The 22,959-nt window shown below is 52.8% G+C and carries 20 protein-coding genes; 10 read left to right on the forward strand and 10 right to left on the reverse strand.

Features of this window, described 5'->3' with window-relative positions; all coding sequences use genetic code 11:
• Positions 1–12: 12 nt before the first annotated feature.
• The 8 genes from ACWIZX_RS13320 to ACWIZX_RS13355 form a co-directional block, all read right to left on the reverse strand.
• Positions 13–1,062, reverse strand: a complete 1,050-nt coding sequence (locus ACWIZX_RS13320) for a hypothetical protein (protein WP_448336117.1) — start codon at positions 1,060–1,062, stop codon at positions 13–15.
• A gap of 45 nt (positions 1,063–1,107) precedes the next feature.
• Positions 1,108–2,829 (reverse strand): glutamate mutase L, encoded by a 1,722-nt coding sequence (locus ACWIZX_RS13325; protein WP_448336118.1) that lies wholly within the window; start codon positions 2,827–2,829, stop codon positions 1,108–1,110.
• A gap of 9 nt (positions 2,830–2,838) precedes the next feature.
• A complete protein-coding gene (locus tag ACWIZX_RS13330) occupies positions 2,839–3,516 on the reverse strand; it encodes a hypothetical protein (protein ID WP_448336119.1) in 678 nt (225 codons plus the stop codon).
• 5 nt (positions 3,517–3,521) lie between these two features.
• Positions 3,522–5,945: a hypothetical protein gene (locus ACWIZX_RS13335; protein WP_448336120.1), complete on the reverse strand. Its 2,424-nt coding sequence runs from the start codon at positions 5,943–5,945 to the stop codon at positions 3,522–3,524.
• 3 nt (positions 5,946–5,948) lie between these two features.
• Entirely contained in the window at positions 5,949–6,566 is a 618-nt protein-coding gene (locus ACWIZX_RS13340) for a hypothetical protein (protein WP_448336121.1), read from the reverse strand.
• A complete protein-coding gene (locus ACWIZX_RS13345) occupies positions 6,563–7,309 on the reverse strand; it encodes a DUF6754 domain-containing protein (protein ID WP_322794255.1) in 747 nt (248 codons plus the stop codon). The genes ACWIZX_RS13340 and ACWIZX_RS13345 overlap by 4 nt, the downstream gene beginning before the upstream one ends.
• The gene (locus ACWIZX_RS13350; RefSeq protein ID WP_322794256.1) at positions 7,306–7,563 is read right to left on the reverse strand and encodes a hypothetical protein; all 258 of its coding nucleotides are present in this window, start codon (positions 7,561–7,563) and stop codon (positions 7,306–7,308) included. The genes ACWIZX_RS13345 and ACWIZX_RS13350 overlap by 4 nt, the downstream gene beginning before the upstream one ends.
• 69 nt (positions 7,564–7,632) lie before the next feature.
• Complete coding sequence (locus ACWIZX_RS13355) at positions 7,633–8,376, reverse strand: PIG-L deacetylase family protein (protein ID WP_448336122.1); 744 nt, start codon at positions 8,374–8,376, stop codon at positions 7,633–7,635.
• Positions 8,377–8,434: 58 nt separating this feature from the next.
• On the opposite strand from ACWIZX_RS13355, the gene ACWIZX_RS13360 reads away from it, so the two are divergent.
• From ACWIZX_RS13360 to ACWIZX_RS13400, 9 genes are all read left to right on the forward strand, one after another.
• Positions 8,435–8,743 carry a hypothetical protein gene (locus tag ACWIZX_RS13360; protein WP_448336123.1) on the forward strand — a complete coding sequence of 103 codons (309 nt, stop codon included), beginning with the start codon at positions 8,435–8,437 and terminating at the stop codon, positions 8,741–8,743.
• Between the two features lie 200 nt (positions 8,744–8,943).
• Positions 8,944–11,700 carry a cation-translocating P-type ATPase gene (locus tag ACWIZX_RS13365; protein WP_448336124.1) on the forward strand — a complete coding sequence of 919 codons (2,757 nt, stop codon included), beginning with the start codon at positions 8,944–8,946 and terminating at the stop codon, positions 11,698–11,700.
• A 248-nt stretch (positions 11,701–11,948) separates the two neighbouring features.
• Positions 11,949–12,785 carry a LabA-like NYN domain-containing protein gene (locus ACWIZX_RS13370; RefSeq protein WP_448336125.1) on the forward strand — a complete coding sequence of 279 codons (837 nt, stop codon included), beginning with the start codon at positions 11,949–11,951 and terminating at the stop codon, positions 12,783–12,785.
• 95 nt (positions 12,786–12,880) lie between these two features.
• The gene (gene prfA / locus ACWIZX_RS13375) at positions 12,881–13,951 is read left to right on the forward strand and encodes a peptide chain release factor 1 (RefSeq protein WP_448336126.1); all 1,071 of its coding nucleotides are present in this window, start codon (positions 12,881–12,883) and stop codon (positions 13,949–13,951) included.
• On the forward strand, positions 13,932–14,789 hold the full coding sequence (gene prmC / locus ACWIZX_RS13380) for a peptide chain release factor N(5)-glutamine methyltransferase (protein ID WP_448336127.1): 858 nt from the start codon (positions 13,932–13,934) through the stop codon (positions 14,787–14,789). The genes prfA and prmC overlap by 20 nt, the downstream gene beginning before the upstream one ends.
• Positions 14,790–14,853: 64 nt before the next feature.
• On the forward strand, positions 14,854–15,282 hold the full coding sequence (locus ACWIZX_RS13385; RefSeq protein WP_322791906.1) for a hypothetical protein: 429 nt from the start codon (positions 14,854–14,856) through the stop codon (positions 15,280–15,282).
• Positions 15,283–15,322: 40 nt separating this feature from the next.
• Positions 15,323–15,526: a hypothetical protein gene (locus ACWIZX_RS13390; protein ID WP_322791907.1), complete on the forward strand. Its 204-nt coding sequence runs from the start codon at positions 15,323–15,325 to the stop codon at positions 15,524–15,526.
• A gap of 31 nt (positions 15,527–15,557) precedes the next feature.
• Complete coding sequence (locus tag ACWIZX_RS13395) at positions 15,558–16,574, forward strand: carbohydrate kinase family protein (RefSeq protein WP_448336128.1); 1,017 nt, start codon at positions 15,558–15,560, stop codon at positions 16,572–16,574.
• Complete coding sequence (locus ACWIZX_RS13400; RefSeq protein ID WP_448336129.1) at positions 16,574–17,698, forward strand: M20/M25/M40 family metallo-hydrolase; 1,125 nt, start codon at positions 16,574–16,576, stop codon at positions 17,696–17,698. Before ACWIZX_RS13395 ends, ACWIZX_RS13400 begins: the two co-directional genes overlap by 1 nt.
• 74 nt (positions 17,699–17,772) lie before the next feature.
• On the opposite strand, the gene ACWIZX_RS13405 is transcribed toward ACWIZX_RS13400, so the two are convergent.
• Together ACWIZX_RS13405 and ACWIZX_RS13410 are read right to left on the reverse strand one after the other, a co-directional pair.
• On the reverse strand, positions 17,773–19,497 hold the full coding sequence (locus ACWIZX_RS13405) for an adenylate/guanylate cyclase domain-containing protein (RefSeq protein WP_322794155.1): 1,725 nt from the start codon (positions 19,495–19,497) through the stop codon (positions 17,773–17,775).
• Positions 19,498–19,522: 25 nt separating this feature from the next.
• Positions 19,523–21,889: a transglutaminase-like domain-containing protein gene (locus tag ACWIZX_RS13410; protein ID WP_448336130.1), complete on the reverse strand. Its 2,367-nt coding sequence runs from the start codon at positions 21,887–21,889 to the stop codon at positions 19,523–19,525.
• Positions 21,890–21,970: 81 nt separating this feature from the next.
• On the opposite strand from ACWIZX_RS13410, the gene ACWIZX_RS13415 reads away from it, so the two are divergent.
• Entirely contained in the window at positions 21,971–22,957 is a 987-nt protein-coding gene (locus ACWIZX_RS13415; RefSeq protein WP_448336131.1) for a phosphatase PAP2 family protein, read from the forward strand.
• Positions 22,958–22,959 lie beyond the last annotated feature (2 nt).

The following is a 22,959-nucleotide window of genomic DNA, read 5'->3' on the forward strand; positions in this document are numbered from 1 at the left end:
TTCTCCTAGAGGTTATTCTAGCACATCCAGGTTTGTAAGTGGTAACGAAATCTGCTGGTTATTTTCCAAACGAATTTCGGCAACCTGAGCTCGCAGACCTCCCGGCAGGGTGACCCGTCCCGGCCGGATGGCAGTCAGTGTGCCGATTTCACCTGCGTAAGGCGCGCTGAGAATGCGCACAGTTTGTCCAACAGTAAACTCCACCGCATCCATAGGTGTTTGACCCTGCGAAGGCAATGGGACAACCACTTCGGGTCGTTCGCCAATTTCCGGATTCCAGTTGGTGTTAATGGATACTTCCCGTTTTTCATGGGTCTTGAGCAATCGAAAAGCGGCGCGGTTCATGGGGATTTGTCCAAAACCTTCGGTGACCATGATGGGAACAGTGCATTTTTGGGCAGCGGCAATCAAAGCGGCCGAGATGCTGCCTACAATCAATCCGCGCAACGGCAGTTCTTCGGCGGCGTCCAAGGCATCCGGTTTATGGATGAAACCGCCAACAACAATCGAACCGCGTAAACTCATATCCAGATTGGCTCGATGAATCTCCTCATCCGCTTGTGAAGCGGCAAATTGCAACATGCCGCTGTTGATTTGACCATTTCCCCAAACGCCTTGAATCAGCGCTCCGTGGGTTTCGATCACCACGCCGCGTTCGGCCAGCACCTCGCTTACAACGCCATTCAAACCTGCTTTCAGTTCAAAATGTTCCCCTGCTTTTTCGAGCAGAATCTGGCCGCGCTGAATGGAAACGATGGTCGAATCAAGCGGGGCGCGAATGACTTTGGGGAGCAGTCCGCCGGTTTGGGCGAGAATATCTCCCTTTTCGACCCGTTCACCAACCTTTCTCTCGATCAAGCGATGCGCCTGTTCAGCCCTTCTCAACCCCAAAATGCGGCGCACATCCACCAGAATATGGCTGCCAGGCAGGTCGGCTTCGGCAACGACATAAGCGGCGTTGACCTCCTGCCCAACCCGCGCCAGAATGCGCCCCTTGCCCGGTAACATGCGTGCCCGGCGAATGTGTGCCAATGGGAGAATGTGGGTGACTGTGGCGATCATTTTCCTTGTGACCTCAATCAACAAAGTGCAACTTTTATACCAGATTTATACGCCAAAGCCGGCTGCCCATTTTTTGAGCATATCGCGCCGCCGGGCGGCATCTGCCGGTAAAGAGATGGGACGGCCGCGAGCATCCACAATGACACCGCACACCCCGCCGATGACTTTAAATGAGCGGGTGGTATCTTTGCCGGTGGGGTCAATCGTGATCGGCCGAAGGGGTTGAAGGTGGACTTTGGCAGTTTGTCCAGCCTGAATGGGTAATGCGGTTATGCTGCCTTGCCGAATTTCCAGACTCACCTGGTTGCCGGCTTCGTATTCCACCTTCACCCTTAGAATGCTTGTCCCGTAGCGGGCGTTACTGAGCGGCGTGATGACCGTTCCAAGGTTGAGATACGCATTCGATTCAATGACCTGAACCGGCAGGATGGTGTTGTTGGTCGAGATAATGCCCAACGCTGCTGTCAGGCCATGCGCGTCCTGAACAAAGGTGGTAATCCCATACGGTTGAAGTCCATCTGCCAGCATCATCAGGCTGATTTGGGGCGACCATTGGGTGAGAGGCATGCCGGCTGCCAGAATCGGTTCGGTTAGTAATGGGGCATTGGGGTAACGGGCGCGGTGCTGGTTCAATCCGCTCCACAGGATTTGGCGAATGGCAGCCTGTTCAATGGCAACCGTTTCGGCGGTGATGGGCAGCAGCGCAGGGTGCAGTGTTTTATGCCAGAGATAATCTTCCACCACACTTTCAGGGATGTGAATGGGCAGCCAGCGGGCAATTTCCGAAACCGGAACGACGCGCAATGCCTGGGCAATGCCCGTTCCCGTTCCCATTGGAAACACACTCACTTCGGAGTTGCCCTGAAAAGCGGTGGCTACAATCAGGTTGCCTGCCCCTAAATCAACACCCATGACTCCTTTTGCAGGGTTATTGATACGGCTCAGGAAACGAATCATTCTGGCAAAGGCGAAAGGCGCAGAAAGCGGTTCTACTGCCAGAATGGAACGATAGGATTGCAATCCCCCAATCTGACGCGAGCGGATGTGAAATTCGGCTTCAGCGAGGACATCTTGGGCGGGGGAAAGATTTTCAACATCAATCTCCGGCCGCAGATTGGGGGCAACATGCACTTGAGTATAGGTGCTGAGCACATCTTTGACGGGGGTGGTGAGGGTCTGATTACCGGCGTAGATGATTTCCGGCCTCTTTTCACGGGGCATGATTTGCAATGCAAAAGTCAGGAGATCAACATTTTTGGCGATGGAGCGGCTTGCCCCTTGATCTGTTCCTCCGGAAAGAATGATCAAATCCGGCTTTGCGCGTAACAGGGCGTCAATTTGCGCTTCCGGCGGGCGCCGGTCATTCAAACCGATTGACTCGGTGATCAGCGTGTGTGCCGAGGAAGCCAAACGACGAGCGCTTTCCAGCGAAACATCTTCCAGCAGACCCATGACGACCACCCGCAGCGGCTGACCGGCGGTATAAGTCAATACGACCTGATCCACCCCACTGCCATCCGGTTTACCGGGCAAAATCAGGCGCGATTCTTCCAAAAGAATGCGCGAGGTGATTTCCTGTAAATTGGAAATGGCCAGATGGATGCCTTCCGAAATGTCAAAGAATGGGGATTGAATGGTTGTGGGTGCGCGGCCGGCACCAATGAAGCGATACTGCCCGTCCACCAGGTCAAACAAGAGCGCGCGGGTGTGAATGCTGCCAATTTCAATGGCGAGAACGGATTCGGCGTCAACTAGGGAAGTGGTCATAAGCAATTTTCATGGAAGAAAGGTTTGGATTGCCGTGCGCAGGAAGTCGAACCGTTCGATCAATGCGGTCAGGGCGGCAGCCAGAATACCGGCGTACAAAGCGCCCAATGTGATGGCAATGAAAATTTGTCCACCAAAGGCTGCTGCCTGAACTGCTGCCGATCGGCTGATTTGTTGATTGGCTTTTCGGCGTGCACTGAACTGGAAGTAGATCAAGGTGAGAACTGTACCGATCAGCAGGATGATGCCTCCCATCAACTGGCTGCCAGCCTGCAAAACATTTCCGCTTTGGGTCAGGGCAAAAGGTTGTATTGCACCGCGGATTTGCCCAAAAAGTGTACCGCTAACCGCCCCACCAATAATAACCGCTGCGCCACTGCCGACCAGAAATGCCATCGAAGGATTGCCCAGGGTGGTCAGACGGGGAGATAACTTGAAAAGTAAAAGAACGCTCAGCACTGCAGGTACTACGGCGAGCAGTTTTTCGGACGCGCTGCCGAAGATGAGCGGAACGACCAAACGGGGGAAGATGACTTCAAACAATAAGATGACGGCAACATAGCCAGCCGACACACCCACAAATAAATATGCAGCCAAACGAAAGAGCGGATTATCACCCAAAAGATAACTGAGAGTCAACAGGGTGAGAATGAAAGCAACCGCAGTCCAGGCAAAGTCAACATCCATGATGCTTATTTCCCCTTCGTTTCGGGTTTCTTGAACAAATGCATCACCAGATAATAGAGACTGAAAAGGAGAATCAGGACAACGATCAACATCAACCCGGCCTGATAGGCATCCATGTAGCCGGGTGTCAGGCTGGTTGTCCGACCGCTCAGTTGCTGGTAAGCTGCCAGACCGGGCAAACCGGCCAGCATACCAGTTGCCTGCCCGTTTTGTACGTATGGCTGAATCATCGGGGCGGCTTGATTGCTGGCAATAACTAACAGCGGAGTGTTTTCCAACAGCGGGCTGAGTTGTTCGATCCATAACCGGCTGGTGTCGGTGTTATCGCTGAGCAGCAATATCGCTGAGAAATCTGAGATACGTTGAATGCTTTGGAAGGGCGCTTGATCCCAGGCGTAAGCTCCAAAGCGGTCGCGTGGAGCAGCCAGCGATGGCTGGCTGGCCAGCGCTGCAATGGAGGTGACGCCGCCCGGCAAATAACCCAGATTGAGGATTTGACCTTCGGAGGCAGAGTTTGCCAGCATTTCTTCTGCCAGTACAGCGCCGGCAGGGTTGATGGAAACAATGGCAATGGTTTTTCCGGCTCGCAGGAGATCATTCATAACCGGTTGTGCGACGGTAGTCATTTCGCCTGCCAGCGCGGGTTCAAAATCAACTGCCAGAAGGATGGGCGGATTTTGTTCCGTGGATGCCGTCAGCGCTTGAATCTGAGTGAAGAAGGCTACATTCTCCGGAGCAAATAGAGCCGGGGGGGCTGCCAGGTTTACGCCACCGATCAGAACAAACAATACTGTGGCCGCCAGCACAATCCCGATCAACATTCGGGCAAGGACATGCGGGGCGGCGGTTCTTGCTCCGCGGGATGGGCGGCCTTGTTTTTCCTCCTGGAGGATGGATTCGAGAAGATTGGCATAATTGCGCTGCTTTTCACTCACCTGCAAGCGGGCCGAGTAAACAGCCGGTTTGCTGTATTGGGTAATCAACGCTTCGGCAGGCAGAACTCCCTGAAAACCCGAAAGCGGCCCACTGGTTTCAATGCGTTGATCCTCATCCGTTCCAATGCGGCCCGGCGCAACGGCATCAACGGGTCGCATGGCTTCCAGCCAGCCGGGCAACTCAACCGGTTCCAGCCCGGCTTCGCCCTCCGCAGCCGGAGCTGCGGTTTCGGTAGAAGGTTCGAATACCTGCTCGTCAAACCATTCCGGTAATTCTTCGCTGATAAAGGGGGAGATTTCATACTCCTCCTCAGCTGCAGGTTCAGCGGGCGGTGTTTCAAATATAAATGCGGAAGAAGCACCATCAGCCAGAGGAGAAATATCTTCCAAAATTGAGCTGAAATCTTCTGACTCAATCAACGGTTCGGCAGGGGTTTCTTCCGGAAGTTCACCCTCCAGTGAAGGGATGCCCTCCTCCAGCGGTGGGAATGAAGCCAGCCAGTCTTCTACGGATTCGGATGAGGTGGATTCGGGGGTTGGAGCTTGCCCGGTAGGCACTTCTGGTAGGGCATCCTCTTCCGAAATGCCGGTTTCTTCCGGTGAGGGTTCGGTGGGCAATTCCTCCCCCTGCTCGAGCCATGCTTCATCCGGCAGGGTGAAAGGTGTTTCCATTTCAATTGAGGAGGGCTCAGCGTCACCTTCAAAGGATTCAAAGGCTTTCAACCAGTCTTCACTGGTTTCTGGGGGTGATTGTTCCTCTTCCGATAAGGGAGAAGGGCTTGTACCAAAAGTCTCAAAGGATTTTAACCAGTCTGGTTCTGCTTCCTCTGAAGCAGGCAGGGGCATTTGACCCGCATCTTCTTCCTCAACGAACAGGTTTGAACCTCCCAGCCAGTCGAGCGGTTCTTCTTGGGGTGTAGAGGGGGTTTCGTCGGCGGTTTCTTGGCTTTGTTCAATGCCTTTCAGCCAATCCGGCAGTTGCTCATCGCTTAAATCCAGATCCTCGCCCTCGGTGGGGGAAAGTGAGGCTGGGCGGACAGGTGAGGGTTCCTCTTGTGCTTCCAGGTTGACAAGCGAAAGCCAATCGGGGAGGGGGAGTCCTTCCCCGACTTCGGATTCAGAGATGGATGGCTCGCTCTGGCTGGAGGATATTTCTACATCCTTCAACCACTCGGGGAGTTCCTCTTCCTCTGCACGCTCATCTGATTGATCATCACTGCCGGGTTCTTCCTGCGAGCGTTGGCGGATACGCGCCAGCCAGTCTGGCACGTCTTCTGTAAAGGGCGGTGTATCGGCGGGTTTGGCTTCATCGCCCTCGCTTTCGGGTGGGGGTTCTGTGTCATCGCGCAGGCTTTTCAGCCAATCATCCTCTTCTCCTTCAAAATGAAAAGCATTTGAAGAGGGAAAATCAAAAAACAAGCGATGACATTTTTTACATTCAATGGCATCGGATGGGTTGGAAGCCCCACAATGAGGACAAATAATCTCGCTCATAGACTATCCACTATAGGGGCGGTCTGCGCCGATGAGGATGCGCAAACCGGTAGTAATACTGCCCAATGCGATACCCAGCAAAATACCCCGAGCACCAGCAATGGGAAGGGTATTCAGGGCGGCCAATAAATCCTTTACGAAGGGGATGTTTTCAGGAATGTTCAAAAAGCCGCTTAACAAAATCAGGAAGAGAAGGGTGCTGGCGGTGAACAAAACAGCCAGCCAGCCGCGTTTGCGTTGAAAAAGGCGGATGCTGGCGTACGTCAGCGTTACGGTCAACACACCCATCAGGCTGGCTTCCACCGGAAACTGGATATAAGTGACAACTTTTTGGAAATTGGGGTCGGTTGGGCCGAGAAGCAGACCGGCGATAAAGGTGCCCGCAAATGCCAGCAGCAGGATGATGCTGTAGTAATCGCGTTCGCGGGCGGAGTTCAACTTGCGCCAGTGGACGCTCAAAAGGTTGAGGATGGCAATCAGGCCAGCAGCAGCCGCCACTGGAATGGTCCAGGAAAGCAAAATCTGGCGGACGGGCAACAACACCGGAACGGGCAGAAAAGCACCCAGCAAAACCAGCAGCCCGGTGGCAATGGCGATAGCAGTGGAGACTGGTGCCCTCATACCACCCCCAGCAATTTCAAAATAGAACCTGCAACAATAACCACAATCACACCCCAGCGTAAAATATCCTGTACTTGCAGGCTGGCGGTATACACTGCGCCACTATTGAGATATGCCGGAATGGCAAACAATTCCTCACCAATCAGGGTTTCCTGACTGCTGGTGAAAAGCGCCGCCTGAGCACTGAGCGAATCGGTGGCAGCCAGGGTAAAGGCTTCTTGCTGCTCTCCAGCTTCCATCAACAGGGCAATCTCCGGGCCAAAATTTCCAATTGCCAGATGAGCGGAAACATTTTCACCATCGGCGATTGGCAGCGCGCCGGCAATGTAGGAGAAAGAGGTCGGGCCGGTCAGCCGCCCGCGATGCGGGTCATACAGTTCCAGCTGGTTCATCTGACGGTAAGCTGCGCGCAGCGTATCCTGACTCAGCAAGGTGAGGGTTCCTTCGCCGCTGCTGGCTAAAGGGGGGCGGTCGCTGATGCTGCTGACTCGCGCAATGCGTTCCAGTGTGGTCAGCCCGGCCAAACCGGCTGCGCTGGTTGAAGAGGCGATACCGGCTTTACCCAGTGTAATATGGATGCGGGTGCCATTTTCGACGGCCAGACCAATGGCCTGACGAAGGCGGTCAAAAGCCGGCAGTTGACGCAAACCGCTGCGCAGGATGTTGCGCTGCAGGGTCAGCAGCAAGATCAGACCAGCAGTGACCGCAATCAAAGCCAGAGCCATGATTGCTTCAACCATCATAAATCAACCTCCCCGCGCAGGTAGGCAATGAATTTCCGGCTGCGCTGATTGTCTTCCAACAGGTTTGCCAATTCGAGCCATGTTCTTTTAGATGGAGAAAAGGATTCCAATAGGGGGATTCCGGCATAAACCACCTGCGCTGCAAGGATTTTTAGCGGGCCGGTCGCTTCCAGCAGGGTGATTGTGATTTCCTCGAGATTTCTTTCCTTAAGGAAATTCGCCCATTTTTGCCAGCAGGATTCAACCTCTTGCATGGTATCAGTATAGCATAATTTTTTAAATGCAATTTTTTCGAGGGGGTATGCACTAAAAAGGGAGTGATTTCAGGTTGAAAGTGATCTCCAGAGGGTGCTTCCCCCGCCTTTTTGCCAGTAATGACAAATGGCATCTCTCATTTCTTCCATACTTGTCCAAAAAGTGCTGATTTGGGATTGATAACAGGCAACGGCATCCTGCCAGGCACGGCAGGCATCCAGCGATATGGCAATTTGTTCAATCCGCCAATCCGGCGCGATATATTCGTGCAAACGGCCGGCGTGTTGCAGCAGGTAGGGATAATCGGCGTAGTACCACAACGGTCTGCCGATCAATTGAGCGGCTGTGCGGGTCAGGTGGTGGTCTATGTGTCCGCCGAGAGTAAGCGGGCAAACAATCCGGCTGGAGAGGGGAATATGGGCGGCTAATTGGTTGGCCAGTTGCGAGGCCAGAGGATATTCCGCCGGCAGCAAAGGTTGGAAGAGTGCCTCATTTGAGGTTATCAATGGCTGGCCGTTTTCGGGGTTGCGCCGGTAAATACAATCGGGGATATCCAGATGAAACGGTGTAGCGCCGAGTTTTTGACAGGCAGCCCGATCTTCCTGCCGACGGGTAATCTGGGAAGATTGGGCTGTAACCCCCCAGCGCTGGTGAAGCATTTCCGCCAGCGGGGAAAGTTCACCCGGCGGCGGATCACCCGCACAAATCGTGCAGATTTCGACCCGTTCCCCCTTTTGGATCAGCTCAAAAATGAACCCCCCGCAGGAGAGAACGGCATCATCCAGGTGAGGGGAAAGAAATACCCAATCCATATTCGACTTATTGTACCATTGCGGGCAGGGCATGATACAATCGAATTGGAGGTGTGTTGTGGGCTGGCTTGATTTTCTTTTCGAAAAGAAACCGTATCCGGCAGAAATGCAGGCTGAAATTGACCGCTTGATTGACGAGCTGGTGCGTATTGGTCAAAAGGAGGATTTTCTGTCAGAGCGATCCGGGGGCTCCTTCAATGCGCAATGCCGTCACATTCGGGCACGCGAAATTGGCGTTCGATTGGATCAGGCGGGCGGGATTGCCCTCATGGAATATGTCATGAAAAAAGTGCGGCGGAGGGTGGGAGATACGCTGGCAGCCCATCTGGCTTATGCGTGGTCCGAAATTGGAAAATGGGTTCCGTAACGGATGCTTGACATCCTGAATGAGATGCGTTAGGATAAACAAAGTAATGGGGAGTAGCCTCCTCTCGCAGGACGGGTTATCGTCAAAACGAAGCCAGCGGCTTCCGGTAGCCCGGGCGCATGAAAAAGCGTTTGGCAAGACCATCACGGAATGGTGATGGTCTTTTTTTATATCAAAGTTTGAATGGGAGCAACATTGCAATGAAAAACTGGTACGCAAAATCCCTGGATGAAATTGAAGCCGAACTTTCAACCGATTTAAAACACGGACTAACTTCAGCGGAAGTCGAAAAAAGACGGGCAAAATACGGACCGAACGAACTGATTGAGCGCGGTCTGAAAAGCCCCTGGAAAATTCTATTGGAACAGTTGACCGAGATCATGGTCGTAATCCTGATCATCTCGGCGGTTATTTCAATTTTCCTTCACGAAGTCACCGATGCAATTGTGATTTTGATCATCGTGGTGCTGAACGCGCTGTTGGGCTTTACCCAGGAATACCGTGCCGAAAGGGCAATGGCTGCGCTTAAAAAGATGGCAGCACCTAAGGTCAAAGTCCACCGCGATGGTCACCTGATCGAGATTTCTTCCCGTGAATTGGTACCGGGAGATGTCATTCAGCTGGATGCGGGAGATGCTGTACCTGCTGATTGCCGCTTAATTGAAGCGATTAACCTGCGCGTTCAGGAAGCCGTGCTGACGGGTGAATCTGAGCCGGTTGAGAAAAATACCCAGGTGATCCAGGGGGAAAATATACCGGTTGGAGACCGGCGCAATATGGTTTTCATGGGAACCGTGACAACCTACGGGCGCGGTTCGGCGGTGGTGGTACAAACCGGCATGCAAACCGAACTGGGGCGGATTGCCGACATGATTCAGGGAGTGGGTCAGGAAGCCACTCCCCTGCAAAAACGGTTGGCGCAGCTGGGCAGAGGGCTGGCAGTGGCTGCGCTGGTGATTGTCGGCATCGTTTTTGGGTTGGGGGTGCTGCGCGGTGAGCCCATCCGCATCATGTTCCAGACGGCGATCAGCATGGCAGTGGCAGCAGTGCCGGAGGGGTTACCGGCGGTGGTTACCATTGCGTTGGCTCTTGGCGCTCAGCGAATGCTTCAGCGTCGGGCGCTGATCCGAAAATTGCCAGCCGTCGAAACACTGGGTTCCGTCACCACGATTTGCTCCGATAAGACCGGTACACTCACCGAAAATCGCATGACCGTTACGGTGGTTGATGTGGCCGGGAATCGGATTGATTTTCTGGAAGAGGTTCAAAATTATTCGCCAACCCTGCCCGACCGTCGAAAAATCGAACCAGTGCTGGTAGAATACCCTGCCGTTGCGCTTCTATTGGTGGGAGGGACTTTGTGCAATGATGCGGTGATCGAAGCTAATGAAAGCGCGCGGGGAGGCTTTGTTTCAGTCGGTGATCCTACCGAAGGCGCGCTGGTCATTGCCGGAGCGCGGGTAGGTTTGTGGAAAGACGAACTGGAAAAAGCTATGCCGCGCGTGGCCGAATTGCCGTTTGATTCGGAACGTAAGCGCATGACCACCGTTCACCGCCTCAATCAGAATGAACTGCCGGAAATCTTGAAAACGGCTGAGCGTGTTATCGCCGCTGAAATTCAGCAGCCGTACATTTCCATTACCAAAGGCGCTGTGGATAGCCTGTTGGAAGTGTGTAACCGCGTGTGGGTCGAAGATGGCAGCGTTCCGCTGGATGAGGAATGGCGCAGGCGGATTGAAAAAGCCAATGAAGACATGGCAATGAAGGGAATGCGGGTACTGGGCGTGGCATACCGGCTATGTCCTGCCGAACAAGTCGAGGGGTGTGATAAGCCGCAAGAACAAGCCCTGATTTTTGTTGGAATGGTGGGTATGATTGATCCTGCCCGCCCGGAAGTCAGAGATGCGGTGGCAACCGCCAAGGGTGCAGGCGTACGTCCGATTATGATCACAGGTGATCACCCGCTGACTGCGCTGCACATTGCCCGCGAACTGGGCATTACCACGCCGGATGGCGAAGCAATTACCGGCCAGCAGCTGAGCCTCATGAGCGTCGAGGAACTTAAAGAGGTGTTGGAGCATGTTTCGGTTTTTGCGCGGGTTTCTCCCGAACATAAGTTGAAAATTGTTCAGGCATTGCAAGAAAAAGGTGAAATCGTCGCCATGACCGGGGACGGCGTCAACGATGCGCCGGCGTTGAAAAAGGCAGATATTGGCGTGGCGATGGGTATCACCGGTACAGATGTTTCCAAAGAAGCCGCCGATATGGTTTTGCTGGATGATAACTTTGCCACAATCGTGGCGGCGATTGAGGAAGGCCGGCGGATTTATGACAATATCCGCAAATTCATCAAGTATACACTCACCTCGAATGCCGGTGAAATCTGGGTGATGCTGGCCGGTCCATTCCTGGGAATGCCCTTGCCACTGACCCCCATTCAAATTTTATGGGTCAACCTTGTGACGGACGGTTTGCCCGGATTGGCGTTGACGGTAGAGCCGGCTGAACGGGACACGATGAAACGCAAACCTTTTCCACCAAAGGAGAATGTCTTTTCGCGGGGAATGGCACGCGATATTTTATGGATCGGTTTGTGGATGGGGCTGGTTTCACTGGCGGCTGGCTTGTGGGCTTTGAACACCGGACGGATGGAAACCTGGCAGACAATGGTGTTTACAACCCTCACCCTGGCGCAGATGGGCAATGTGCTGGCAACCCGTTCGAATCGCTTCTCGCTCTTTCAAATTGGTCTGTTTTCGAATAAACCTCTCTTGGGGGCGGTATTGCTGACTTTCGCTTTGCAGATGGCGGTTGTGTATGTGCCTTTTTTGCAAAATGTCTTCAACACCCGTGCGTTGCCCCTCGAAGATTTGCTGGTCAGCCTCGCGTTGAGCACTCTGGTTTTTAGTGGTGTGGAAGTGTTCAAATGGGTACGCCGCAAGAGAGAAACCGTTTGACTGAAAGAAAAAGACAATTTGAGCAATTGGCAATTCCCTCCGCCTGCGGGTGGAGGGAAATATTATTTTATTGGCCTGTTGTAAAGGAGCAACTTTGTAACTATTGATTTAATTAGCATTGAGGTATAGAATTTGTGCAATATAAAATATCATTTCAAACAGTAAAAAAAATTATAAAATTTTGGCTTGCATAATCCCCCGCGGTGGGGATGAAACTTACAATCAATGTAAAGTGATCAGGAGTCTATATGCCCATATCAGGTGGTGGCAGCAAAGTCGGTATTTATGTGGATGTAGCCTATATTTATAACAACGGCGGTTCTAAAATGCAGTACGATGTGTTGCGGGAATTTGCCTGCCGGGATTTTGCCGAACCGGTGCGCATGAATGCTTACGTCAGTTATGACCGTGAGCGGGCCGAATGGGATGAGGTTTACCGGAAAGGCACCCAAAATTTTCACTCAGCTTTACGGGATATGGGCTATAAAGTGATTGTCAAGGAAATCCAGTGGTTTGAGGATGAAAGCGGCAACCGATATGGCAAGGCAAATGCCGATTTAGATCTGGCGGTGGATGCGCTGCTGCAATCTGCCAAGCTGGACCGGGTGCTGTTGGCCAGCGGGGACGGCGATTTTGTTCAGGTTGTGCGCGCCTTGCAGGATAAGGGCTGTCGAGTTGAAGTGATGGCGCTGGATAATGTATCCAGCAAACTGCGTCATGAAGCGGATTTCTTTATTTCCGGTTATCTCATTCCCAACTTAATCCCGGTCAACAATTACAAAACCGATCAACCCGAATGGGGTGAAATCGGTTCCCGTGTGCGGGGATGGTGTTACTGGCACAGCGAACAGGGCTATGGCTTCATGCGATACTTAAAATCCATCGCGCCCGGTCTGTGGCTGACCGATACCCGCCATCCCGAATCGCCGTATGCCACCGCATTTTTCCATGATTCCAATTTGCCCGAATCGGTGCGGCCGACCGTACTGCCCAGCCGCAGTTATATTTTCGAGATGGAACTGGCGCGGTCTGAGCGAGGCGGGGGAATCCAGGCTATCAACATCGAATTAATCAGTAAGTTTTAGCGCCGCAGTCGAACTTAATTTTTGCCGGCTGTTGGAACATGACAGGCTGGTATAATTAAACATTGCCAATCTGAGTTAACGGATTAAGAAAACATATGCTGGAAAAAATTACAAAGATCGAAGAGCGTTACGAAGAACTCAATCGCTTGCTGGAAGAAGTCGGAGAGGATTATCAACGTGCTGCAGAACTTGCCAAAGAGCGCTCCGACTTGGAGGAGATTGTCGAAAAAGGGCGCGAATACCGGCAGGTGCTGAAACGCATCGAAGAAGCCCGTCAGTTAGTGGATGGTGATGATGAGGAACTCAGCCTGCTTGCCCGGCAGGATTTAGAAGAACTGCAACCACGCCAGGAAGCGCTGGAACGGGAGATCAAGTCACTTTTACTTCCCAAAGATAAACGTGATGAGCGCAATGTCATCATGGAAATTCGTGCTGGAACGGGCGGAGAAGAAGCCGCCCTGTTTGCGGCTGATTTGTTCCGCATGTACAGCCGCTACGCCGAGCGGCGTAACTGGTCGGTGGAAATTCTCTCGCAGAATGAAACCGGCATCGGTGGTTTCAAGGAAATCATTTTCATGGTCAAAGGGCGGGGTGCATATTCCCGCCTGAAATACGAATCCGGCGTGCACCGCGTACAGCGTGTGCCGGAAACGGAAGCCTCCGGCCGAATTCACACATCCACCGTCACAGTAGCCGTACTGGCCGAGGTGGAAGAGGTGGATATTGATATCCCGGAATCGGATATCCGCATAGATATTTATCGTTCGGCTGGAGCCGGGGGACAGAACGTTCAGAAAAACTCCACCGCGGTGCGCCTTACGCACATCCCAACCGGTATTGTGGTGGCCTGTCAGGACGAGCGCTCTCAATTGCAAAACCGCTTGCGGGCAATGAGCATTCTGCGTGCCAAATTATATGAAATTGAAGAAAACCGGCGGCAGCAGGAACTGGATGAAGCCCGGCGTTCTCAGGTGGGAACCGGTGAACGCTCCGAGAAAATCCGTACCTACAATTACCCGCAAAACCGTGTAACCGATCACCGGATCAATCTTTCTTCCTTCAACCTGCCGGCGGTATTGGATGGAGAACTGGACGAATTTATTGAAGAACTGTCCTTGCGGGATGAAACCGAACGCCTGACCGCACATGAAACTGCTGAACCTTAATGCCGGGGATTGGCTGAAATTTGCCCGGAAAAGACTAAAGAGTATAGAAGACGGGGGTCTGGCTGCTCAGGTGATTCTGGCGCATGTGTTGGGGAAAAGCCGTGAATTTATTCTGGCTCATCCGGAATATGTGCTGGGAGAAGACCACATCGAGCGGTTGGAGAATTTAATCACCCGTCTTGAGCAGGGTGAACCGCTGGCTTATTTAACCGGCAAACGAGAGTTTTACGGACTGACCTTTTGGGTCAGCCCGGCGGTTTTAATTCCGCGTCCCGAAACTGAATTGCTGGTCGAAAGAGCGCTTGGGTGGTTAAAACGCCATCCAAATCGGCGCAGTGCGGCAGATGTGGGCAGCGGTTCGGGCAGTATTGCCGCTACGCTGACTTTTCATGTTCCGGATTTGAAATGTGTGGCGGTCGAGCGTTCCTGGCAGGCGATACAGATTGCCCACCAGAATTTTGAGCAACTGCAGGTTTCTCAGCGGGTGTTTCCCATGCTTGGTAACTTGCTGGATGCCGTAGAGGGGATGTTTGATCTGGTTTGTGCCAATCTACCTTATATACCTGCCAATGAACTGGCGCAACTGGCAGTCAGCCGCTTTGAGCCTCGGCTGGCTTTGGATGGTGGATATGACGGCTTGGATTGGATTGCAGCCTTGATCGAAGATTCAAAACGCTGGTTGGCGAAGGGCGGTTTAATGCTGCTGGAGATCGAGGCAGGGCAGGCAGAAAAGGTTGCCCAACTGGTTTACCGTAATTTGCCGAACGCGAAAATTGAAGTAATCCATGATCTGCAGGGATTGCCCCGGCTTGTTTGGGTGGAAAGAGAGTTGAGTTAAAACCGATATTTCAATCGGTTGGGATTGTATTTTTTACGCGGCGGTTTCATGCTACAATAATTGCATGAGTGCGGAAAATCAAAATTCTCCATCCCCCTCCTTTCAAAAACACCGTCGGCAGGTTGTCTGGCAGATATGGATGCCGGTAATTGCGGCAGGGGTGGTGTTCCTCGGTTTAGGATTGTTGATGGTGCTGACTCCCTCACTGGGGACATCCCGCACCGGTCATTGGGCAGCCATTTCCTTAATCTGGTTAATCGGCCCGCTCATTATTTTTGCAATGCTGTTTCTGGCACTCAACATTGGACTGATTTACCTGATGAACAAAATTTTGCGGGTTCTGCCCCCTTATTTTAGGATTGGTCAGATTTATTCGCAGGTAATGGTACTCCGGGTGAAAGCCTTGTGTGACCGGCTTGCCCGCCCTTTCATCCGTTGGGGTGGGTGGTCAGCGGGCTTCCATACCCTGCGGTCAAAAATCATTCGCCATTAATTTTCAGCCTTCATCTTATCTCATTCCAAGAGGATTTCTGATGGAAAATTGGAAAACGAAAACAATTGTGATCGGGGGATTGATTGGTGCAGCGGCAGGTGTGATTGCGGCCTTGCTCCTCATTCAACGGGCGGAAGAAACCCAACAGGCTCCTCGTTTGACCGCCGGTGATGGTGTAAAGGTTGGCTTGGGTGTTCTGGGACTGTTGCGGCTGATTACCGATATTGCCGGTTCAAAAAAGTAATCGAAAAACGGTTGCGCCGGGCGGGGGTTTTTTGGATAGCGCTCCTTTTCTACGTTATTTGATCGCCGGTAAGCTGAGGCGGGATTTTATTCTGCCCGTCAACGGTAAACCGGCCCTGGATATTCCCGGTGGTAATCTGATCTACACCGCTGTTGGGGTGCGCCTGTGGGATCAGGGGATTGGTTTGATCGGACGGGTCGGCGAAGACTATCCTCATGAATGGCTTGATCAATTTGCCGCGCGTGGATTTGACTGCCGCGGCATCAAAGTGCTGCCCACAGCCCTGGAGTCACGTTATTTTGCAGCTTACCCAAACGGTGATGAAGAAAATTCGGATGCACCTCTGACGCATTTTTCCAGGTTGGGTTTACCCTTTCCCAAAGCATTGCTGGGCTATTCCCCACCCACAAATCAGATTGACAGCCGGGTGCAGCCAACCGACTGGACGATCCGCGCCGGCGATTTTCCACCGGATTATCTGGATGCTACAGCAGCGCATATTGCCCCCATTGATTACCTGACGCAGTCCTTGTTGCCTTCCCTCTTCCGCCGTGGGCAAGTTACCACTTTGACGATGGATCCTTCCGAGGGGAGCATGAATCCAACCTTTCGGGATGACTTGCCGGCAATGTTGAGGGGGGTCAGCGCATTGATTTGTTCGGAAAAGAAGGTGCGTCGCTTTTATCAGGGGTTGACCGATGATCTGTGGGAAATGGCGGAACGGCTCACCTCTTTTGATTGTGAAATTGTGGTGATTAAACGGGGAAGCCAGGGGCAATGGGTCTATTCACGGACCAGCCGCCAGCGCTGGATGGTGCCGGCTTATCCTGCTCGGGTTGTGGATCCGACCGGCGCGGGTGATGCTTTTTGTGGGGGTTTTTTGGCCGGGCTGCGGCAGACCTACGATCCCCTGGAGGCTACGTTATGGGGGAATATCTCGGCTTCGATTGTGGTGGAGGGAAGTGGCCCCTTCTATGCGCTGGATGTACTGCCGGGTCTGCCCCCCATGCGACTGGAAAAACTGCGCGAAATGGTGAGTAAAGTCTGATGATCCCTTTGCCCGCCGAGTTGCTGGATTATATTGTTGAACAAACCGCACGGATTCAACAAATTCCTGCGCCAACCTTTCACGAAGAGCGCCGGGCGGTTTACATTCGCGATGAAATGCTGCGGATCGGTCTGGATGAGGTCTTTCTGGATGAGCAGGGTAATGTGTTTGGCCGCTGGAGAGGCGGGGATGCCGAGCCTTTTATCCTCTCAGCTCATCTCGATTCTGTTCACCCATTGGATAAATCATTACCGTTGGAGGTGACAACCGGTAAAATCACCGGCCCAGGCTCGGCGGATAATGCTTTGGGGCTGGCGGCTCTGTTGACGATTGGCAAATGTCTGGTTCAACATGGACAGCGTTTTGATGGAGATATCTGGCTGGTGGCGGATGTGTGTGAAGAGGGCCTTGGCAACCTTGCCGGTATGCGGACGGTGGTGGATCGTTTTGGTGAAGCCGTTCAGGCTTATGTGATTTTGGAAGGGTTGGGTTTGGGACAGGTTTGTCATCGCGGACTGGGCGTTGCCCGTTATCGTATCACCGCGCACTGTCAGGGCGGACATGCCTGGGTTAATCAGGGCGAGCCCTCGGCCATCCATGAACTGGCGGCGGTAATTCACACCATGGCAGAAATCATTTTGCCGCAAAAACCGCGCAGCAGCCTGAATGTTGGAATTGTCCAGGGCGGCACCTCGATTAATACGATTGCCGCCAGCGCCTTTTGTGAGGTTGACCTGCGTTCAGAGGATCAAGCTGGTTTGGAGCGGCTTGTACAGCGGGTCCGACGCATCGTCATGGGGAGAGAACGCAAGGGAGTGCATTTTGAGATGGACCTGATCGGTATTCGGCCGGCAGGAAGCATTCGCCCTTCTCATCCGCTGGTCAAACTGGCGCTGGAGTGTCTTGCCGAACTGCACGTACCGGCTGTGTTGGAAATTGGCTCGACGGATGCCAACATCCCCCTCAGCCGGGGGATTGCTGCGGTATGCCTCGGGCTAACGCGCGGCGGCGCTCCCCATACCGATAGCGAGTACCTTGAAATCCCGCCAATCCGCCTCGGATTGCAGCAAGTTTTGATGGTCATTGAACGCATCTGGTACAAAAACGGCAGCAGGCGCAGTTGATACACCCCAAAGCCGCTTTTGGGTGAGCGGGCAAAAAATCCATCTCTGGCAGAGCGTAAATATGGATGCCGAACTCAGATTGTTAAGAAGTTGACCTCGTATACCTGAATCGGTTCTCGTTTGCCCTTTGCCTGAATTGCCTGTACCGGCTGATAGACCGCATATCCCCCCAGCCGGTCAACCACCGACTGAGTGATCAAAATCTGGTCAGCGCGTGCATTTTCCTGAATTCGTTTGGCGGTATTGATACAATCCCCAATGGCGGTGTATTCCAGGCGTTTTTCGCTGCCGATTAAACCCAGCACGGCTTCTCCGGTGTGAATGCCAATGCCAAAAGAAAGGCGTTGTGCTGCTGGCAATTGCAGATGAAGGGCTTTGAGCGAGTCGCGCATGAGCAAGGCTGCCCGCACTGCACGCAGGGCATGGTCGGGCTGGCGGATCGGGGCATTAAACCATGCCATAACTGCATCACCCAGGAACTTGTCAATGGTTCCCTCTTCCTGCAAAATGGCTTCGGCCGCTGCTGCAAGGTGACGGTTGAGGATGGAGACCAGTTCTTCCGGCGATAAACTCTCGCTGATGGTGGTAAATCCGCGAATATCGGCGAATAATACGGTGATTTCTTTGCGCTGTCCGCCCAAAATAAGGCTGTCGGGGTTCAATTGGCGAATGACTGCCGGCGAGACCATTTTTTCAAACAGACGACGCTGTGCTTCCAGCTGTTTTTTCTCGGTCAGGTCATCCAGCACAAGCGCAATGCCCTGGGTTTGCTGCTGTCCATCTTTTACAGGGGTAATGCTGATGCGTAAATCAATTCGTCCACGCCCGGCGATGGCTGGGGAAATTTCCAGACCCAGCACAGGCTGGTCTGTTTGCAGCACGTGGAGCAGTTCGGGCAGCAGCGCCGGGGAGAGTGAAGTGAGAATATCCCTTAACTTTTGGCTGCTCAACTCTGGCGCAGTCTGGTTGAGAATTTGTTCGCTTGCCCGGTTGCACAACAGGATATTCCCTTCAATATCGGCGGTAATCACTCCGCTGGCGATGGAGGCAAACACCTTGTCCATCAGACTCTTCAATTCGGTTACTTCGGCAAGGCTGCGCTGGACAGAGGCAAACAGGCGGGCGTTTTCAATGGCAACCGCTGCCTGATTGGCGAAAGCGGCCAGCAAATCCAGCTGTTTGGAGGTGAATAGACCACTCCGAATACGGTTATCCACGTAGATGACGCCGGTTACTTCGCTCTTGACCCTCAGCGGTACACACATGATCGAACGCAGGTTGTGAGCAATGACGGAGTCCTGTTTGCCAAAACGCGGGTCTTCCTGTGCATTGGTGGTGAGCACAGGCAAGCCTTCCCCGGCGACCCGGTCAATCACTGTGAAGCTGATGTGGAGTTCGGTGGTATTCAGCGATTCCTGAACCCAATTGCGGGCAATGCGGGTGATCAGGTTACCTTCCTCATCTTTCAGCATTAAAAAGCCGCGTTCTGCGCCAGTAAGCCGAATAATCGTATCCATGACAATTTGAAGAACGGTGTTCAATTCCAGCGAGGTGTTGATCACCTGTCCCATGCCGGCGAGCGCCATCAGGCTGCGACGTTCTTCTTCCAGTTCTTCAAATTGCGCGTTGATTTTCTTTACCAGCGCATTAATTGCCACTACGGTTTCAAAGAATGAAGTGGGTAGCGCAGCAGGACGGTTGGTCTGCAGGTAATTGTAAATGGAGTAGCAGGCTGATCTCAACTTTTCCAGATTGGTTGCCAGCTGATCACCCTGCAAAGCAGATTTGTGATCACTCAATTTTTATTACTTCCTGAATGGGAATTTAAGCGTTGCTTTCAAGGGGTTTCCCCCCTAATTTCGCCAGAATCATTTTACCGCGATTTTGAAATGCCAGTTTCCAGATCAGCCGGGCAGATTGTTGAGCAACGGCTGTATCGGCTGGATAAGGACTGTAAGCAATTTTCTGGTATTCTTGCAAAAGCTGAAGAGCAGAGGTTTCGCTTTCCGGCAGGTGGTTAATGAGCGTTTGAATTTGTTCCGCAGGGGTCTGGGCGGGGGTGATGGGGATTTTGAACAAATGGCACAGCCAGTGAATGCTGTAAAAAGCGCGCTGAACGGGTGCCAGTTGAGTGTAGTACGACCATTGTTCCAGCCACCGCGGGATGCGCCAACCGCGTTTTCGCAGGCTGGTTTCTAAAAATGCCGGAAAACTTTGCTGAGGGAACCAGCGGCGTCTGCGTCCGTTGGCTGCGACCAGAAAGATAACAATTCCTGCAATCAGCAAACCCAGGATGATCAGCGTAGCGCTGACCAGCGGTGTGGTTTGTAAATTTACCGGACCTGAGGCTTGATTTTCGTCAAAACGCGTGGCTTCCTCAAATTCATCCAGTAATTGCGGCTGATTGGGGTTGGGCTGGGGAAATGGGGTGCGGTCTTCTGTGCCTGCCCCACTGGGCCGCTCAATGGGGGATTGGAAAGCGGTTGGTTCAAACTCAATCCAGCCGATGCCGGGGAAGAAAACCTCCGGCCAGGCGTGGCGGTCTAAATCGCGCACCCAGTAAAAGTCTTCTTCTTCGTCGAGAAATCCCTGAGCATAACCGATGACCCAGCGGCTGGGTATTCCCAACGAGCGCAGCATTAACACTTCTGCCGAGGCGTAGTAATTACAAAAGGCTTGTTTATGCTCAAATAATACCCACTCAACCGGGTCTCTGCCGGTTGGCGGGTTTGGGATAGTTGCGGAATAGGCGATATTGTCCCTCAGCCATTGTGTGATGGCAGCGGCCTTGTCATAAGGGGTTTCCAGGCCGGCTGTGATCTCGGCGGCAAGGTCGCGAATACTTTGGGGCAGGTCATCCGGTAATTGAAGGTAGCGGTCTACTACCCATTGAGGGTAATCCTGGCCAGCTTCCCGCAGGGCGGCAATTGTGGGGGAGGCAATCGAGGAAGTCACCTGATAGGTGCTGCCGGGGGGGATATCGGGATCGGCAAGCACGGTAATCACATCTTCAACCTTGCCGGGTTCTGAACCGTCGTAAACCAGCAAAACATTGCGGTTGAGCCCGACCGGCAATCCCGGCACATAGACCATGCTCAAATTGCGGACAGGGCGGAAGTCGAAGCGCACATTGAAGCGCCGGCTGTACTGCGGATAATCGAGGGGAGGTGAACCAACGCGCAGGGATTGCTGATTGGTTACTGTGCTTTCCCAACGGCCATTGTCGTAATAGTCATAACTGCGGATGCGCCAGTAGTAGGGCACCCCTATTCGCTGGGTGATACTGGCTTGAACGGTAAAAACGGTGGCATCCGTCAGCTGGCTGCCGGTGCCAAGGGCATACTCATCGGCATAATATTCATCCAGTACAGCAACCGAGCCCCTTAATGGATTGGTAACATTTTGGAACCGTTCCCGCAGGGATTGCAAGGATTGAATCATCTGCTGGCGCTCGGGGCTGTTTGGGACAACTGCGCGGACGATACGCGGAGCATTCCAGGCAAAAATAACCAGCAGCACAAGGATGATTAAACTGCTGCGCATCAAGTTAAATCCGGTGTCGGTATCCACACCGACCTCTTCTTCTTCCCACTGGCGGGCATTTTTGAGGTAATTCATGCGGCTGAAGAGGAGCAAAGCCAGAACGGCAAAAATGGCGGTGGCGACCCCGCTTTGGGCAAGCGGCGGGTGGTAAAGGTCAATCACTACCAGCGCGATTCCCAGCACAACCAAACCCTGCCAGGGCTTACCATAACGGGTCAGCTGGTAGCCGGTGGAAATGCCCACCAGCCAGAACAGCAGGGCCATGTTGGCAAGGAATAAAATTGAGTCGTTCAGCGGCTGGTTACGCAGAAAAAGAACCAGATTCTGCCACATGCGGTCACCCAACAGCCACAACCGTTCCAGCCAGATGTAATTGCTGGGGGTTAGTTCCCCCAATTGCCAGGTGATGAAGAAGAGGGTAAACAGGAAGCCAAAAAGGCCAGCAGTTTGAGGGCTGAATCGGCTGTATCCCAGCGCCAGCCCGATGATTGCGCCAATCAATGCCAGCCCAATCACAATCTCCAGATTGTCGGTCCAGCGGGTATCTGCTAACCGGTAGGTAACGGTAATCAACGCGGCCAGGAAGAGGGATACCGATAAAAGATCCCACCAGCGTTTTGAAGGATTGAACATAATTTTAGTGTACAATACTTTTGCTTTAGCCGTCAATGGCAGGGTTCAATGTTGGGTGTATGAACAAGTCAATCACTTCATTGCAGGGATGATAAGATGGATCCATTTCTTCTAAGTGAACTTGATTTTATTCAAAACCTGCAAGGCGGGTTTGGTGCTTTGGCCCCAATTTTTAAGGGGATCACTTTTTTGGGGAATGAAGAGTTTTACTTGTTGGTTATTCCGCTTCTTTACTGGTGTGTAGATTCCGGGTTGGGTTTGCGGATTGGGGTACTGTTGATTTTCAGTAATCTTTTCAATTCTATTTTGAAACTGGCATTCCATTCCCCGCGTCCCTACTGGGTTGATACGAATGTGCGCGCTTTTAGCAGTGAAACTTCTTTTGGAATGCCTTCCGGCCATGCCCAAAATGCTGCCAGTTTGTGGGGATTGGCGGCGGTGAAGATTCGCAAAGCCTGGTTACGCTGGTTGATGGTTTTGGTGATCCTGCTGATCGGTTTCTCACGATTGCTGCTGGGGGTGCATTTTCCCAGTGATGTTTTGGTTGGCTGGGGAGTGGGTGGACTTCTGCTGGTGGCCTATCTTCAGGTGGAAAACAGGGTCATTCACTGGTTCAGCAATCTAAACCCCAGCCGGCAGTTGACTGTGGCCCTGGCGAGTTCATTGCTGATTTTATTGTCTGGATTTCTGGTATTGCTGGCTGTCAGCCGCTGGTCGTTGCCGCCGGAATGGGGGCAGACTGCTTTACTGGCAGCGCCTGATGAACCCATCAACCCTTTCACCCTCGCACCCTTTTTTACGGTAGGTGGTACCTGGCTGGGTTTAATCACCGGTGTCATCTTGATGCTGCGCAGCGGCGGTTTGATGAGTGTCAAAGGAAGCCCAACTCAATTGGTGGTACGCTTCCTGCTGGGAATGGCCGGTGTGCTGATATTGTATATCGGGCTGAGCGCGCTCTTTCCCCGTGAGCCAGAAATGCTCGGCTACGGTTTCCGTTTTCTGCGGTATACCTTGATTGGATTTTGGGTTTCAGCGGCTGCTCCTTTTTTGTTTTTACGGTTGAATCTGGCAAAGCGCATTTGAGA

This window comes from Bellilinea sp. (assembly GCF_053501535.1).